Annotated in this window: 11 protein-coding genes and 1 pseudogene; 9 read left to right on the top strand and 3 right to left on the bottom strand. The window is 69.7% G+C overall.

Annotation, left to right across the window (positions count from 1 at the left end):
- Positions 1–917: N-acetylglucosamine kinase (locus VGS97_RS19840; RefSeq protein WP_326855090.1), on the bottom strand; the 917-nt coding region annotated here is incomplete at its 3' end.
- 163 nt (positions 918–1,080) lie between these two features.
- On the opposite strand from VGS97_RS19840, the gene VGS97_RS19835 reads away from it, so the two are divergent.
- From VGS97_RS19835 to VGS97_RS19800, 8 genes are all read left to right on the top strand, one after another.
- On the top strand, positions 1,081–1,914 hold the full coding sequence (locus VGS97_RS19835) for a M55 family metallopeptidase (protein WP_326855089.1): 834 nt from the start codon (positions 1,081–1,083) through the stop codon (positions 1,912–1,914).
- Positions 1,915–1,942: 28 nt separating this feature from the next.
- Positions 1,943–3,994 (top strand): S9 family peptidase, encoded by a 2,052-nt coding sequence (locus VGS97_RS19830; protein WP_326855088.1) that lies wholly within the window; start codon positions 1,943–1,945, stop codon positions 3,992–3,994.
- Positions 3,991–4,848, top strand: coding sequence for a DeoR/GlpR family DNA-binding transcription regulator (locus VGS97_RS19825; RefSeq protein ID WP_326855087.1), 858 nt, complete (start codon positions 3,991–3,993; stop codon positions 4,846–4,848). Before VGS97_RS19830 ends, VGS97_RS19825 begins: the two co-directional genes overlap by 4 nt.
- Positions 4,849–4,924: 76 nt before the next feature.
- Complete coding sequence (locus VGS97_RS19820; protein ID WP_326855086.1) at positions 4,925–6,217, top strand: diaminopimelate decarboxylase; 1,293 nt, start codon at positions 4,925–4,927, stop codon at positions 6,215–6,217.
- Positions 6,218–6,350: 133 nt separating this feature from the next.
- The gene (locus VGS97_RS19815) at positions 6,351–8,063 is read left to right on the top strand and encodes a SulP family inorganic anion transporter (protein ID WP_326855085.1); all 1,713 of its coding nucleotides are present in this window, start codon (positions 6,351–6,353) and stop codon (positions 8,061–8,063) included.
- Positions 8,064–8,067: 4 nt separating this feature from the next.
- Positions 8,068–8,475 (top strand): hypothetical protein, encoded by a 408-nt coding sequence (locus VGS97_RS19810; protein ID WP_326855084.1) that lies wholly within the window; start codon positions 8,068–8,070, stop codon positions 8,473–8,475.
- Between the two features lie 156 nt (positions 8,476–8,631).
- Positions 8,632–8,805, top strand: coding sequence for a hypothetical protein (locus tag VGS97_RS19805; RefSeq protein WP_326855083.1), 174 nt, complete (start codon positions 8,632–8,634; stop codon positions 8,803–8,805).
- Between the two features lie 113 nt (positions 8,806–8,918).
- Positions 8,919–9,905, top strand: coding sequence for a GH25 family lysozyme (locus tag VGS97_RS19800; RefSeq protein ID WP_326855082.1), 987 nt, complete (start codon positions 8,919–8,921; stop codon positions 9,903–9,905).
- 190 nt (positions 9,906–10,095) lie between these two features.
- Here the strand turns inward: VGS97_RS19800 and VGS97_RS19795 are convergent, their stop codons facing one another.
- Positions 10,096–11,895 (bottom strand): ABC transporter substrate-binding protein, encoded by a 1,800-nt coding sequence (locus VGS97_RS19795; protein ID WP_326855081.1) that lies wholly within the window; start codon positions 11,893–11,895, stop codon positions 10,096–10,098.
- Positions 11,896–12,426: 531 nt separating this feature from the next.
- On the opposite strand from VGS97_RS19795, the gene VGS97_RS19790 reads away from it, so the two are divergent.
- Positions 12,427–13,602, top strand: coding sequence for a helix-turn-helix transcriptional regulator (locus tag VGS97_RS19790; RefSeq protein ID WP_326855080.1), 1,176 nt, complete (start codon positions 12,427–12,429; stop codon positions 13,600–13,602).
- Positions 13,603–13,862: 260 nt separating this feature from the next.
- Here VGS97_RS19790 and VGS97_RS19785 read toward each other — a convergent pair.
- Positions 13,863–14,085: pseudogene (locus tag VGS97_RS19785) on the bottom strand (hypothetical protein); the annotation flags it as partial.

Raw genomic sequence — 14,085 nt, 5'->3', positions numbered from 1 at the left:
AGCCACAGCGCGCCGCCGGCGCCGCGCCGGGCGAGCAGCGGCGTGCGGCCGTGCCGGTCGGCCAGCCGGCGGCTCACCTCGCGCCGGATCGGGCCGTCTGCGGTCATCAGCGATCCGGCCAGCACGAACGGTTCGCTCTGCGGGGCCTGCGCGCCGACGAGCGGTTCCGCCGCGTCCACCAGCAGATCGACGGCGCGCTGCACGATCCGGTGCGCGACCCGGTCGCCCGCCTCCGCCGCCGCCGGGACCAGTGGCGCGAGCGCGGCGAGGGCGACGGGCGGGCCGTCGTACACGGCGTCGCGCAGCAGGCTGAGACACTCCTCGCGGTCGTCCGGCACCGGCTCGCCCTGCGCGATCGTGGACAGGACCGCGTCGCGCAGCAGGGTGTCCTCGTCCCGGCCGTCGAGCGCGGCGAAGACCGCGCGTACCGCCTGGCGGCCGATCCAGAACCCTGACCCGTCGTCACCGACCAGCCAGCCGTTGCCGTCCACGCGCGCGGTGACCTGCTCGTGGTCCACCCGCGCGGCCATCGCCCCCGCGCCCGCGATCAGCACGCCGCCGCTCGGCTGCGCGGTGCCGGCGGCGAACGCGGTGACCGCGTCGGCGACCACCGTCACCGGGCAGGCTAGCCCGGCCGCCCTCCACAGCCCGGCCAGCCGGACGGCGGACTCGCCGCGCTGGAAGCGGGTGATGCCGGGCGTGCCGAGCACCACGGCGCGCACGGCGAGCGGATCGAGCCCGGTCAGCGCGTGCCCGACCGCCTCGGCCAGGTGCGCGGCCACGTCCTGCACCGGCAGCCCGTTGGGGTTCGCGGAACCGGCCCGGCCGCATCCGGCGACCGCGCCTTCGAGGTCGGCGACCACGACGTCGACGCGCGCGGTCCCCGCCTCCACCCCCATGATTAAAAGGTCTGACACGCGCCCAGCATGCCCGGCGACAGGTGTGAAGTCCACAGCCGGCGGTCGGCGGATCTTGACGGAGCCTGCCGCCGGGCCGCACAGTAATCATCATGACTGGTCATAACTCCTCGATGAGACGCGACTGTGCGGCGTGCCACGGCGGGGTCACGGTGGGCGGGCGGTGAGAATCCTCGTCTCCGCGGACATGGAGGGCGCCACCGGGGTGACCTGGCCGGCCGACGTCGAGCCGGGCAACCCGCAGTGGCAGCGGCTGCGCGCGCTGCTCACCGGTGACGTGAACGCGGCCGTCGCCGGCCTGTGCGCGGGCGGCGCCGACGAGGTGCTGGTCAACGACGCGCACTCGACGATGCGCAATCTCCTGCTGGAGCGGCTCGATCCGCGCGCGTCGGCGCTCACCGGGCGGCATAAGACCCTTTCGATGGTGGAGGGGATTGAGGACCCTGCGGTGGCCGGCGTCGTGTTCCTCGGCTACCACGTCGGCGCCGGTGCGGACGGTGTGCTCGCGCACACCTACCTGCCGAACTCGATCACCGAGGTGCGCGTGGACGGCGTACTGGCGAGCGAGGGCCGGCTCAATGCCCTGGTGGCGGAGGAGTTCGGCGTGCCCGTGATCCTGGTCACCGGCGACGACGCCACGTGCGTGGACGCACTCGAATACGCGCCGTCCGCGCGCACGGCCGCGGTGAAGGACCACGTCTCGCGGTATGCCGCAGTGTGCCGTCCCCCGCAGGTCACCGCGCAGCTGATCGAGGAACGGGCGAAGGAGGCGATGTCCCTGGCCGGACGCCGCCGCGATGCCGAACCGCGCCCGCACAGGGTGCGGGTCGAGGTGGACGCGGCGCATCTGGCCGAGGCGGCGACGCTGATTCCAGGCGTGGAACAGATCGACGTGCGGCGCGTGCAGTACACGAGCGGGTCCGCGTACGAGATGATCCGCTGTTTCAAGGCCCTGACCGTCGTGGTGGCCGCGGCGGTGGAGCAGTCGTATGGCTGAGGCCCAGGCGCCTGAACACACTCGACGGATGGCGGCCTCCGTGCCGCGGCGGCCGCGCACCGCGCCGTTCGGGACCTGGGAGTCGCCGATCGGCGCGCGGGACGTGGCCGTGTCCGCGTGGCGTCCGAGCTGGACCGACTTCGTCGGGGGCGAACTGTGGTGGACGATCCCGACGCCCGCGCAGGGCGGCAGGGTGCGACTGTTGCGCGAAACGACCGGCGGCTCGACTCCGGTGCTGCCGGAGCCGTGGAGCGTGCGTACGGCTTTCGTGGAATACGGCGGCAAGCCCTTCGCCGGATACGAGGCCGAACACGGCCCGGCCGTCGTCTTCACCGAGTGGTCCGATCAGCGGCTCTACCTCGTCGAGCCGGAGGCGCCGAGGGCCGGGCCGCGTCCACTCACGCCGCAACCCGCACTGCCGTCCGGGATACGCTACGTCGATCCGCTGATAGTCGCCGAACTCGGCGAAGTCTGGTGTGTGCGCGAGGAATTCCACTCGGCCGCGCCGACCGACGTCACCCGCGCGATCGTCGCAGTGCCGCTGGACGGATCGTGCGACGTACGGACCCTGATCGGCGGCGACACGACGGCGCAGCGCTTCCCGGCGCAGCACTTCCTGATGAACCCGCGGCGCTCGCCGGACGGCCGCAGGCTGGCGTGGATCGGCTGGGACCATCCCGACATGCCGTGGGACAGCGCGGCACTGTGCGTCGCGCAGCTCGATGAGCGCGGCGCCGGGGCGGTGGGTGCGATCCGGCGCGTCGCCGGGGGGAACGGCTCGGCGGTCGCGCAGGCCGAGTGGCTCGACGCAGACACGCTCGTCTACGCCGACGACGAAAGCGGCTGGTGGAACCTGTACACCGCGCGCTGGGATGGGACCGGCGTGCGACGCGTCGTCGAGGCTGAGGAGGAGTTCGGCGGGCCGGCGTGGCAGCCGGGGCAGCGGTGGTTCGCCCTGCTGCCCGGGCCCGGCGGCGCGGGCGGCGCCGGCCGCCGGGTGGCGGCGATCCATGGGCACACGGTGAAGTCTGTGTCCGTATACGAGATTTCGGACGGCGGGCGCGTGTACGACATCGATGCGCCGTACACGTCGTGGAGCCCGACGATCGTCGCGCACGCGAACCGCGTGGCCTGCGAGGCAGGCGGTCCCACGATTCCCTTCGGGATCGTCGCGCTCGACGCGCGGAGCGGCGCTGTCGAGGTCGTGAGCGCGGGCGACGATCCGTTCGGCCCGCAATGGGTGCCCGAGTCCCGCGTGGTCACGGTCCAACCGGCGCGGGGCCGGGAGATCCACGCCAATCTCTATCCACCCGCCAACCCCGGCTATGGGGGCGGTGCCGACGCCGAGAGACCGCCGTACGTCGTGTTCGTCCACGGCGGCCCGACCGGCAGCGCAGCCCTCGTGTACGACCTCGAAATCAGCTACTTCACAAGCCGCGGCATCGGCGTCGTAGACGTCAACTACGGCGGCTCGACCGGCTACGGGCGCGCGTACCGCGAACGGCTGCGCGGGCAGTGGGGCGTCGTCGACGTCGAAGACTGTGCGGCGGTGGTCGCCGCGCTGGTCGAGGAGGGTATCGCCGACGGCGCCCGCATCGCGATCCGCGGCGGGAGCGCGGGCGGCTGGACGACGGCGGCCGCGCTGGCCGCCGACCCGCTCGGCGAGATCTACCGCTGCGGCGCGATCCGTTTCCCGGTGCTGGATCCGCTGTCGTGGCGTGCCGGCGGCACGCACGACCTCGAATCCCGCTACCTCGACGGACTGATCGGCCCGTGGCCGCAGGCCCGGGCGCGGTACGCGGAGGTCTCGCCGCTCGAACGCGCGGACGGTATCCGCGTGCCCTTCATTCTCCTGCAAGGAATGCAGGACGCCGTCTGCCCACCCGAGCAGACGCGTGTCTTCCTGGACCGCGTGAAAGGCGGGAACGTTCCGTTCGCCTATCTGGCGTTCGAGGGCGAACAGCACGGTTTCCGCCGGGCGACGACGATCGCGGCGGCGCTCGAAGCGGAGCTCTCGCTGTACGGCCAGGCCATGGGTTTTGACCCGCCGGGCGTGCCTAGGCTGGAGTTGGCCTCGTGAAAGAGGAACTGCTTGCCGCCGGCGTGCTCCCCGAAGAGCGTCGTCTACAGGTCGCGGCCGTGCTGCGCAGGGACCTGCGGGTCCGCGTCGAAGACCTCGCCGAACGGTTCGCCGTTTCCGGCGAGACGATCCGCCGTGATCTGAAGGCGCTGGAGGACCGCGGAGTCGCCCGCCGTGTCTACGGCGGCGCCGTCTCGCGGGACGCCGACGAGGCGCAGGACGCCGCGTTCGCCCCGCCGCCGGTCCCGTTCCCGCCTGTCACGTCGTCCGGCACGTCCGGCAGGCCCACCGATCCGGACTTGGCGGTCGCGGGCATCGCCGCCGTCGCCGCATCGCTGGTGGAACCGGGCGAAACCGTCATCCTCGATCTCGGTTCGGCTGCGCTGGAGACGGCGCGCGCGTTGCCGCTGACGTTCACCGGGCGCGTTCTGTGCGCATCGGTACAGACTGCGGCACTGCTCGCGACGCGCAAGGGCGTCGAAGTGCACTTGGCCGGTGGCCGCCTGCGACAGCCGGATCTCGCGTGCGTCGACGACGTCGCCGCAGGCTTCTTCGACCGCTTCTTCGCCCATCGCGCATTCCTCGCGGTCGACGGCGTGGACGCGCGGGCCGGGCTGACGTGCCAGAACCTTGACGAGATCCCGTTGCGGCGCGCGATGCTGCGCCAGAGCGCGCAGTGTTACGTGCTGGCCGAGTCCGCGAAGCTCGGCGCGATCGCCGTCGGCCGCCTCGCGCCGGTCGCGGACGTGGCCGGGATCATCACCGACGCGGCGGCCGGCCCCGCGGTCGTGCGTGCACTGGAGAGCGCGGGCACCCGCGTCATCGTCGCCCCAGCGGCGCCCCGACTGGAGTAGGTGGCAGAACACCATGCCGTCGCCCTCGTCACCTGAGCCGGCGTCGCCCGCGTGGGCGCCACGGCGGGATCGCGCGGTGCGCGCCGCCGTGCGTGCCGGGCTGCTCGACGAGGACGCGCCGCTCGCCGCGTTCATCGATCTGCGCGGCATCGAGGAGACGGCCGCGGCGCTGCGTGAAGCCTGGCCCAAGCACCTCGACGTGCGCCACGCGTTCGCCGCCAAGGCGAACTGCCTGGTCCCGGTGCTGCGGACGCTGCGCGGCCACGGCTTCGGCTGCGAGGTGGCCAGCGCCGGTGAGCTGGCCCAGGCGCTGGCCGCCGGCTTCACGCCGCGAGAGCTCGTATTCGACTCGCCCGCCAAGAGCCGCGCCGAGATCGAGGCCGCGCTCGCGGCGGGCATCGCGCTCAACGCGGACAACTTCCAGGAACTGGAGCGCATCGACGCCTTCATGGCCCGTGCCGAGGCCGGTACGCACTCTGACATCGGCGTGCGCATCAATCCACAGACAGGGCTCGGCGGCATCGAGGCGATGTCGACATCCGGCGAGCACTCGAAGTTCGGCGTGCCGCTGCGTGACGCCGGCAGCCGCGCACGCATCGTCGACGCGTACGCGCGCCGTCCGTGGCTGCGCTGGATCCACGTGCACGCCGGTTCGCAGGGCATGGCGTCGAAGGTGATCGGCGCGAGCGTGGCCGCGGTGGCCGGGCTCGCGCTGGAGATCAACCAGGCCTGCGACGAGCGGCGCGTCGTCGGCATCGACATCGGCGGCGGCCTGACGGTGGACTTCGAAGGCGAACGGGCCCCCGGCTTCGCGGGCCACGCCCAGGCGATACTTGCCGCCGCCCCGCAACTCGCGCGCGGCGAATTCCGCATCGTGACCGAGTTCGGCCGCTCGGTGATGGCGAAGAACGGCTTCATGGCCTCAAGAGTCGAATACACGAAGGTCGCGGGCGGCCGCAACGTGGCGATCACGCACCTCGGCGCCCACGTGGCGACGCGCACGGCGTTTGCGCCGGAGTCTTGGCCGCTGCGTGTCCTCGCGTACGACGCGCATGGCATGCCGAGCCGGGAACGTGTCACCACGCAGGACATCGCGGGCCCTTGCTGCTTCGCCGGCGACCTGGTGGCGCGCGCGTACCCGCTGCCACGCTTGAGGCAGGGCGACATCGCGGTAATCCCCGACACCGGTGCGTATTACTTTTCGACGCCCTTCCGGTACAACAGCCTGCCGATGCCCGCGGTGTACGGGTTCGAGGTGGTGTCCGGCGAGGTCCGCTTCACTCTGCTGCGCCGAGCCGAGTCCATAGCCGACGTCGTCGCCGAGACACTCGGCCAGGTCACGGCCCAAGGACGTTCCGAAGCGGCGTGACCTGCTGCTCCACGCTCTTCCACCCGTCCGGCGCACGTGCCGCTTGAGCTGCGACACCCGGGGTAGATGCAGTGCTTCGGGCGTTGGTGCGGCATTGACGTGATGACGTGACGGTGACGGGCGGTGGTGCGCGGTGAGCGAGCCCGAGCGAGCCGGCGGGCGCGGCTGGGCGAGCCGTGTGCCGATCCCGCTGTTCGGCGGCCTGCTGCCGATCGAGCGGTCCCGGCTGAGCGCGGAGGCGATCGCCGGGATCACGCTCGCCGCAGTGGCCGTCCCGGAGGTGCTCGGCTACGCCAAGATCGCCGGAATGCCGCCGGTCACGGGCCTCTACACGATGCTCCTGCCTGTCCTGCTCTTCGCTGTGATCGGCTCCTCGCGGCATCTGGTGGTCGGCGCCGACTCCGCGACCGCGGCCATCCTGGCCGCGGGGCTGTCCGGTCTCGCCGTCGCCGGGTCGGCGCACTATGTGAAGCTCGCCGGAACCGCGGCCCTGCTCGCGGGGGTGTTCCTGGTGCTCGCGCGGGTCGTGCGGCTCGGCTTCCTGGCGAATTTCCTGTCCCGCACCGTTCTGCTCGGCTTCCTCACCGGTGTCGGCGTCCAGGTTGCCCTGGGCCAGTTGCCGCAGATGCTCGGCGTGTCCGTGACCGGCAGCGAGACCGCGGTCAAGTTCGTCAACACACTGCGTGCGCTCGGGCACGTCCAGGTCGCCTCCGCCTTGATCGCGCTCGCTGTCGTGGTGCTCGTCGTCGCTGTGCGGCTTGTGCTGCCCAAGGTGCCCGGCGCCCTGCTCGCCGTCGTCGCCGCCATCGTGGTGAGCGAGGCGGCGGACCTGAAGTCGCACGGGGTAGCCGTCCTCGGATCGGTGCCGAAGGGCGTGCCGCACCTGACGGCTCCGTCGTTTGCCGCGCACGACCTGAGCAAGCTGCTGTCGGTCTCGCTGTCGATGTTCGTGGTGATCTTGGCGCAGAGCGCGGCGACCTCGCGGGCGTACGCGGCCCGCTACGAGGAGAACGTGGACGAGGACGCCGACCTCGTCGGACTCGGGGCCGCGAATGTCTCGGCGGCGTTCACCGGCACGTTCGTCGTCAACGGCAGCCCGACCAAGACGCAGATCGCGGACGGCGCGGGCGGGCGCAGCCAACTGGCCCAGCTGTTCACCGGGGTCGTGGTGCTGCTCGTGCTGATCCTGCTCACCGGGCCGTTGGCCTACTTGCCGCTGCCGGCGCTCGCCGCCGTCGTGTTCCTGATCGGCGTCGACCTCGTGGACCTCGCCGGCCTGCGCCGTGTCTGTCAGGTGCGGCGCCTCGAATTCGCGGTGGCCTCGATCACCGCGGCGAGCGTCGTGTTCATCGGCGTGGAGCAGGGAATCGCGATCGCGATCGCCGTGTCCATCGTCGAGCACCTGCGGCACAGCTACGCGCCACACAGCAGCCTGCTGGTGAAGTCCCCGGCCGGCCACTGGTCCTCGCATCCGCTCACCCGGGGCGGGCGGACCGTCGACGGGCTGGTCGTCTACCGCTTCGGCAGCAGCCTGTACTTCGCCAACGCGTCACGGCTGGTCGCGGACGTCCTTGAGCTGATCGGCGACGGGCCCCCGCCGGTATGGCTGTGTCTGGACGCCGCGGCGATCGGCGACGTGGACTACACCGCGGCGGCCGTCATCACCCAGGTGCACAACCGGCTCAAGAGCCAGGGCTCCCGGTTCGTGCTCTCCGGGCTCATCGACGACGTGCGCAGGCAACTCGACAGCTACGGGATCACCGAGAACCTCGGCCCGGATGCATACTTCGCGACTGCGGGCGAAGCGCTCGACGCGTTCCTCGCCCTGCCCAGAACCCAGGAGTGATGTGATGAGCAAGACCAACGCCAAGGTGTCGTGGAAGACCGAGCCGCAGGAGCACGACTATCCGGCGGCGGCGTCGTACCTCTCCCTGATCACGACCGCAGCCGAGGCCGACGACCTGGTCGAACGCCTCAAAGGCGCAGTGAGCGCCCACTACAAGGCGAAGGACATGCTGCGCGCCGCCGCGCTGCCCCTGCTGCCGAAGGACAACGCCCACGTGGCGTCGGACTTGAAGAAGATCGCCGGCGATGAGCACCTCTCGCCGGTGCTGCTCGTGCGCGGCGACCTCGATCGCGGCACTCCGCTGCACATCGCCGACGGCTACCACCGCGTCTGCGCGAGTTATTACGTCGACGAGAACACCGACATCCCGTGCCGGATCGTCGACGCACACGGCGGCGCAGCGCCAGGATGAAGCCGTCCCCGGAGTGCCGCCCGGACGTTTGATACGCGTTTCACCCGGTGGAAGCGGTCTGACGGCGCTACGGTAGAGCCGTCATATGATCTGAGCGTCGGGGGTGTTTGAGGAGTGGGGTCGGGGTCGCGTCGTTTGTCACGCACGCTCGCCACGTTGTCGGGCCCCCGGTGCCGCCAGGCACCTGTCGCATACGGCCGGACAATCAGTCCCGAGCGTGAATACGACACGCTGCTCGACGTCGCGCGTGCGGCCGACGAGGAGTACGGACACGAAAACGCGCTGTGGTTCGGGCGGTTGGTCCACGACCTGTTCGAGGGTCCGGACTGACCGATCGCGCCGTTACCTGACGAGTACGGGTATCGCAGAGGCTTGACACGGCTTGAATATGATCCATGCTGTGGGAGTTCAGCATTTCCTCTGATACCCACTGGAGGATTCCTGTGTCCGTTTCCGGACGATCCCGCGAACCGGCACGACGCCACCGGACCGCCGTGCTCGCCACGATCCTGGCGCTGACGGCCGGGACCATCACCATGACCACGAACTCGGCTGTAGCCGCAGTGCAGCCGACCTCGGCCGACGCACTGCCCGCAGCCGGCACGCCGCCGCAGTCCCCGGATTCCCACCCCGCGGCCGTGTGGGCCACGACCGTGACCGGCCGCCGCGTCCAGCTGGCCAAGCCGAGCTTCACTGCGACCCCGCTGCACCCGGAGAAGATCACCCATCCGCTCCTGGACGACATGGGCGCGATCGGCGCCGCGCACCTCAAGCACGGCCAGATGGCGCCGGCAGCGGCTGGGATCACGTCCGGCATCGACATCAGCGCCTACCAGGGCAACATCGACTGGTCGAGCGTCGCGCCCTACGTCGGCTTCGTCTACGCCAAGGCCACCGAGGGCACCTATTACACCAACCCTGACTTCTACAACCAGTACGTAGGGCCCTACAACTACGGAGTCATCCGCGGCGCGTACCACTTCGCGAACCCCGCGAACGCCCAGGGCAACACCGATGCCGACTTCTTCTCCAACAACGGCGGCGGCTGGTCCGGCGACGGCATGACGCTGCCCGGAGCGCTGGACATCGAGTACAACCCGTACGGCCAGGAGTGCTACAACCTGAGCCAGGACCAGATGGTGACCTGGATCTGGAACTTCGTGAACGAGTACGCCTACCGCTGGGGCGTGTACCCGGTGATCTACTCGACGACCGACTGGTGGACCACCTGCACCGGCAACTACGGCGGATTCGGCGCCTACGACCCGCTGTGGATCGCCAACTACTCGGCCAGCAATGGCGGCCCGCTGCCCAACGGCTGGGGCTACTACTCGTTCTGGCAGTACGCCAGCGGTGGTTCGCTGCCCGGTGACCAGGACGTCTGGAACGGCAGCTACTCGCAGCTCCAGGTCCTCGCCACCTACGGCTGACCCCGCGTCGGCTCCGGCGCAGATCATCACACGTATAACGCGCTGACGCGCAGAACGCTCACAACGCGGAGGGCGCGACTCTCCTGATCCACGGACCCACATCCGTGCCCGTCGAGAGCCGCGCCCTCTTGAAAGCGTCGCCGCTGTTGCGTCCTGCCCGGATCCGGGCGCTGGGCGCCCAATCAGGAACTCAGGAACTGACGCCCAAGGCGACCAGGTCCGCAAGGCCGCTGTAGGCGCTGGTGAGGTAGTAGTTGGTCACGTTCTTGCCGCGGGCGAGCAGCAGCGTGTCGTAGCCGTATGGGATGTACACCGCGTTCGACATGACCTGAGCGTCGAGTTGGTTGGCCAGTGCCGCGGCATCGCTCGGCGTCTTGGCGGCCTTCATCTGGTCGAGCAGGTTGTTGACCTTCGGGTCGTTCAGCCGGCCGTAGTTCGAGCCGCTGCTGGTCGCCGAGAGCAGGCGGCCGTCGGTGATCTGCGAGAAGAAGGCGAAGCTGGTCGGCCAGTCCGGGCCCCAGCCGCCCAGCGCGAGGCCGAAGCCCTTGCTCTTCATGACGTCCGGGCGCTGAAGGTTCTGGCTATAGTACTTCGAGCCCTCGACCTGTGTGATCTGCGTGGTGATCCCGACGCGGGCCAGCGCGTTCTGCAACGCGGTCGCCCCGCCCGGGCCCTTGCCGGTGTTCACCGTGATGATGCCGGTGGAGAAGCCGTTGGGCTTGCCGCACGCGGCCAGCTCCGACTTCGCCGTGGCCAGGTCGCCCTTGTTGTCCGAGCCAGCCGGGAACGGGTTGGCGTCGGTGTGCCCTGTGACGCCCGGCGGCAGCATCGTGTTGGCTTCCTTGGCCCCCGCGATCGAGCCGCCACGCGCATTGATCAGGTCCACCTTGTTCAGCGCGTACGCCACGGCCCTGCGGCAGTGGATGTTGTCGAACGGCGCCACGTCCTCATCGATCGATATATACCGGGTGACGTTGGACGCCGGATTGTCGGTGTACTTCTTCTTCGCCGGACTGTCGAGTACCGAAGCCACGTCGGCGGTTTGCAGACCGCTGCCGGCGTAGTCGGCATCCACCGTGCCCGCCAGGATCGCCTGGTCCAGTTGCGGCGGGTCCCAGTCCGTCTTCACCGTGATCTTGTCCGGCAGCGCCGGGTCCACCGGGTCGCTCGCCGCCGACCAGTACGGGTTCCTGCTCAGCGAGATGTTCTTGCCCGCCGTGTACGCCGAGATCATGTACGGGCCGGACGCGATCACGTTGGTGCCGGTGTAGTTCAGCGCGCCGGTCTTCGGGTTCTGGTCCACGTCGATCGGCACCGGAGCGGTCTGCGGCAGCGTCAGCACGTACGGAAAGTCGCTGTAAGCCGAGACCAGGTGGAAGACCAACGTGGTGTCGTCCGGCGTCTCCACGCCGGTCAGACCCAGGTGGTCCGCGGCCTTGTCCTTGTACGGACCCGGATAGCTCCCGTCCGTCAGGATCGCTGAGAAGTACTCGGGCCCGGCCGGGTTGACCGTGTCCAGCGCGTACGAGCGCTCGATCGCGTACTTGACGTCCTTCGAGGTGATGTCCTCGCCGTTGGAGAACTTCAGCCCCGAGCGGATCTTCACCGTCCAGGTCTTGCCGTCCGCCGACACCGTCGGCTCCGCCGCCGCCAACCCCGGCGTCAGCTGGATCGACGCTGCGCCGGGCGCGCCGACCTTGTACGTCATCAGGGGGCGCGCGTAATAGCGCGAGAAGTCCCACGAGTACGCGTAGTACTGGTTGACCGGGTCCACCGAGTCAAGATCCTGGGAGCCGCCCAGGATCAGCGTGCCGCCCTTGTGCGTCGAGGGGTTCACGACGCCGGTCAGCGCGAAGTTCGCGGCGATGCTGCCGGCGGGTTGGCTGTTCGACCCGTTCGTGCTGCCGCTCTTGCACGAGGCCGCTGTGGTCACGGCCAGCGCGGCGACCGTCGCTGTGGCGATCCTGGTCGCTTTCGTAGTGCGCCGCATCTCGTGGATGCCCCCAATGCTGTTTTCTCGATGTCGTGTTGTGAACTGCCGTGCGAGGTTGGCGATCGGCGTTGTCTGCCGAGGCGCTCTTGATATGGACATATAGTGATATGCGGGATGGCGCCGCTGGCCCGGCGGATGCACCCCCGTCGCCGTGCAGGCCGCGAGAGCCGTCGTGAGTCCCGTCCTGACAGCGGACTTCGTTCCGGTCATTCAGGTCTCCCGTCGCAGTGATGATCAGCACTGCGCTCACGAGTGCGTCGGCGTCACGGACATCAGCAGAGGGGCATCCGCCGGGCCTCATTCCAGTGATAGGCCCAGGGACGTTGATTGGCGCCGGTTCGCGTTGTTCGCCAATCAATGGCGAACAACGAGGCCAGCACGGTTGTGCACAGCCGGATGCGCCACGCCCTACAGGCAGCTGACTTGTGTTGTACTGGTTGGTAGCGTGGTGACTGAGGAGGGTGCGGGCGAGCCGTCTCGCATGCGCGCTTGATCACGGCCTGTGGCGTAGTTCTCAGGGGGCTAGCGATGCCGCGCAACGAAGGGTTCCTGGATCCGGGCGCCGGACCGTTGGCGAGCTTTGCCTGGGATCTGCGCGCGCTGCGGGAGAAGGCGGGAAAGGCGCCCTACCGCGTCCTGGCCAAACGCGCCGGGTTCTGCGCGAGCACGCTGTCGGTGGCCGCCTCCGGTGCGAGGCTGCCTTCCCTCGACGTGACTTTGGCCTACGTGCAAGCCTGTGGCGGAGACCCTGAGATGTGGCGCGCACGATGGCATGCACTGGCCGCGCAACACCCGCCCGCACAGTCTGGCCCAAACGCACAGTTCGGCCCGAACGCACAGCCTGGCTTCCACGTCGCGCCACCGTACGACGCCGACGAGCACGGTGAACCGGCGATGTTAGGCGCCGTGGCATCAGGCCCACTGGCGACTGGCAGCCCCTCAACGGACCGCGAACTCCCGGTAGCAGGCGCCAGCGCCGCTGTCGCGACTATGACCGCTGCCGCCGCTCACGACGTCGTGCGGCTCGAACCCGCACTCCAGACGGCAGCGTCAAAAGTGCCACCCATCCGCAGAGGCCAGAGCCGGAATGGCGGCCGGTCGTGGTGGTCCAGAATCCCAGCACTGCCCATCGGCCGCATGGCTACAGTCGCGCTCACCCTGACCACCGCCGTCCTGGGCCTGAGAGTCCTCTCCGAAGGCGCGAGCAATACCGCGGCGGCCAGCCCGCCCCGACCTTCGACGAGCCCGGCCGCCACGGCGATGCAGCAGGCCGACGAGCTCTACACGCTCATCTACCAGGTCACGCCGTGGCGCTCGGATGCGAACGACGCGATCTGGGACGTCAGCGGCTGCCGCAACCTGTCCAACGCACAAAGCAAGCTGCGGGAGATCGCGCGCAAACGACAGGTGCAGGTCGAACAGCTCGCCGCACTGGACATCTCGAAAGTCCCGGGCAACGTCCAGCTCGTCGCCGCGCTCAAACACGCATGGATGACCTCGGCGCAATCCGACTTCGCCTACGCGAACATCGCCGCCGACCTCCAGACCGGCTGCACCTCCGGTGCGATCAAAACGGACCCGAACTACCAGCAGGCAGACGCCGACGCCCGAGCCGCCGTGGCGGCGAAAGCCGAAGTGGCACAGCTGTGGAACGCCAACGCCGACGCCCTGGGCCAACTGTGGATAACCGGCGCCGAGCTCTGACCGGACGGATCCAGGTCAGCGTGCGCACATAAGACGTCGGCGACCAGCGCGCGAGTTTCTTGACGCCGCATCACGAGACAGACGCTGCCGTGGCGACTGTCGCGGCCGCCATCGTCCAGCATCGTCGTTCACATCCAGGCGGGGGAGGCGGCCAGGCTGCTTGGGCGGCAGGCTCACTACGCTGAACCGCGCGGTGACCACGATGCATGACAAGCTCGCCGTACGCTGCGTGGCCGCCGCGCGGATCGAAGCCCCCGAGCTCAGTTGCCGCTTACTGACGCCTCTTGGGCGATGAGTTCGGTGGCCTCGGCTGTGGTTTTGCGGCCCCACCAGGTGTTCATTTCGTTGCGCCAGGTGTCGGATTGGCCGGCGAACAGGGGGTGTGCGGTGCGGGGGTGTTGTTGTTTGCGGTCGAATCTGTCGAGGCGGTGTTGGGGGATGAATGGGGTGGCCATGAATTCGCTGAACTGGCGGATGAAGTTG

Source organism: Actinocrinis sp. (assembly GCF_035946395.1).
Lineage (GTDB): Bacteria > Actinomycetota > Actinomycetes > Streptomycetales > Catenulisporaceae > Actinocrinis.
The sequence above is the reverse complement of the archived record's forward strand: the minus strand, read 5'-3'. Positions and strand labels throughout refer to the sequence as shown.

Bases quoted from the DNA above. Each gene is read 5' to 3' on its own strand.
- VGS97_RS19830 (WP_326855088.1), top strand. From the start codon at position 1,943: ATGGCGGCCTCCGTGCCGCGGCGGCCGCGCACCGCGCCGTTCGGGACC.
- VGS97_RS19810 (WP_326855084.1), top strand. From the start codon at position 8,068: ATGAGCAAGACCAACGCCAAGGTGTCGTGGAAGACCGAGCCGCAGGAG.
- VGS97_RS19795 (WP_326855081.1), bottom strand. From the start codon at position 11,895: ATGCGGCGCACTACGAAAGCGACCAGGATCGCCACAGCGACGGTCGCC.
- VGS97_RS19790 (WP_326855080.1), top strand. From the start codon at position 12,427: ATGCCGCGCAACGAAGGGTTCCTGGATCCGGGCGCCGGACCGTTGGCG.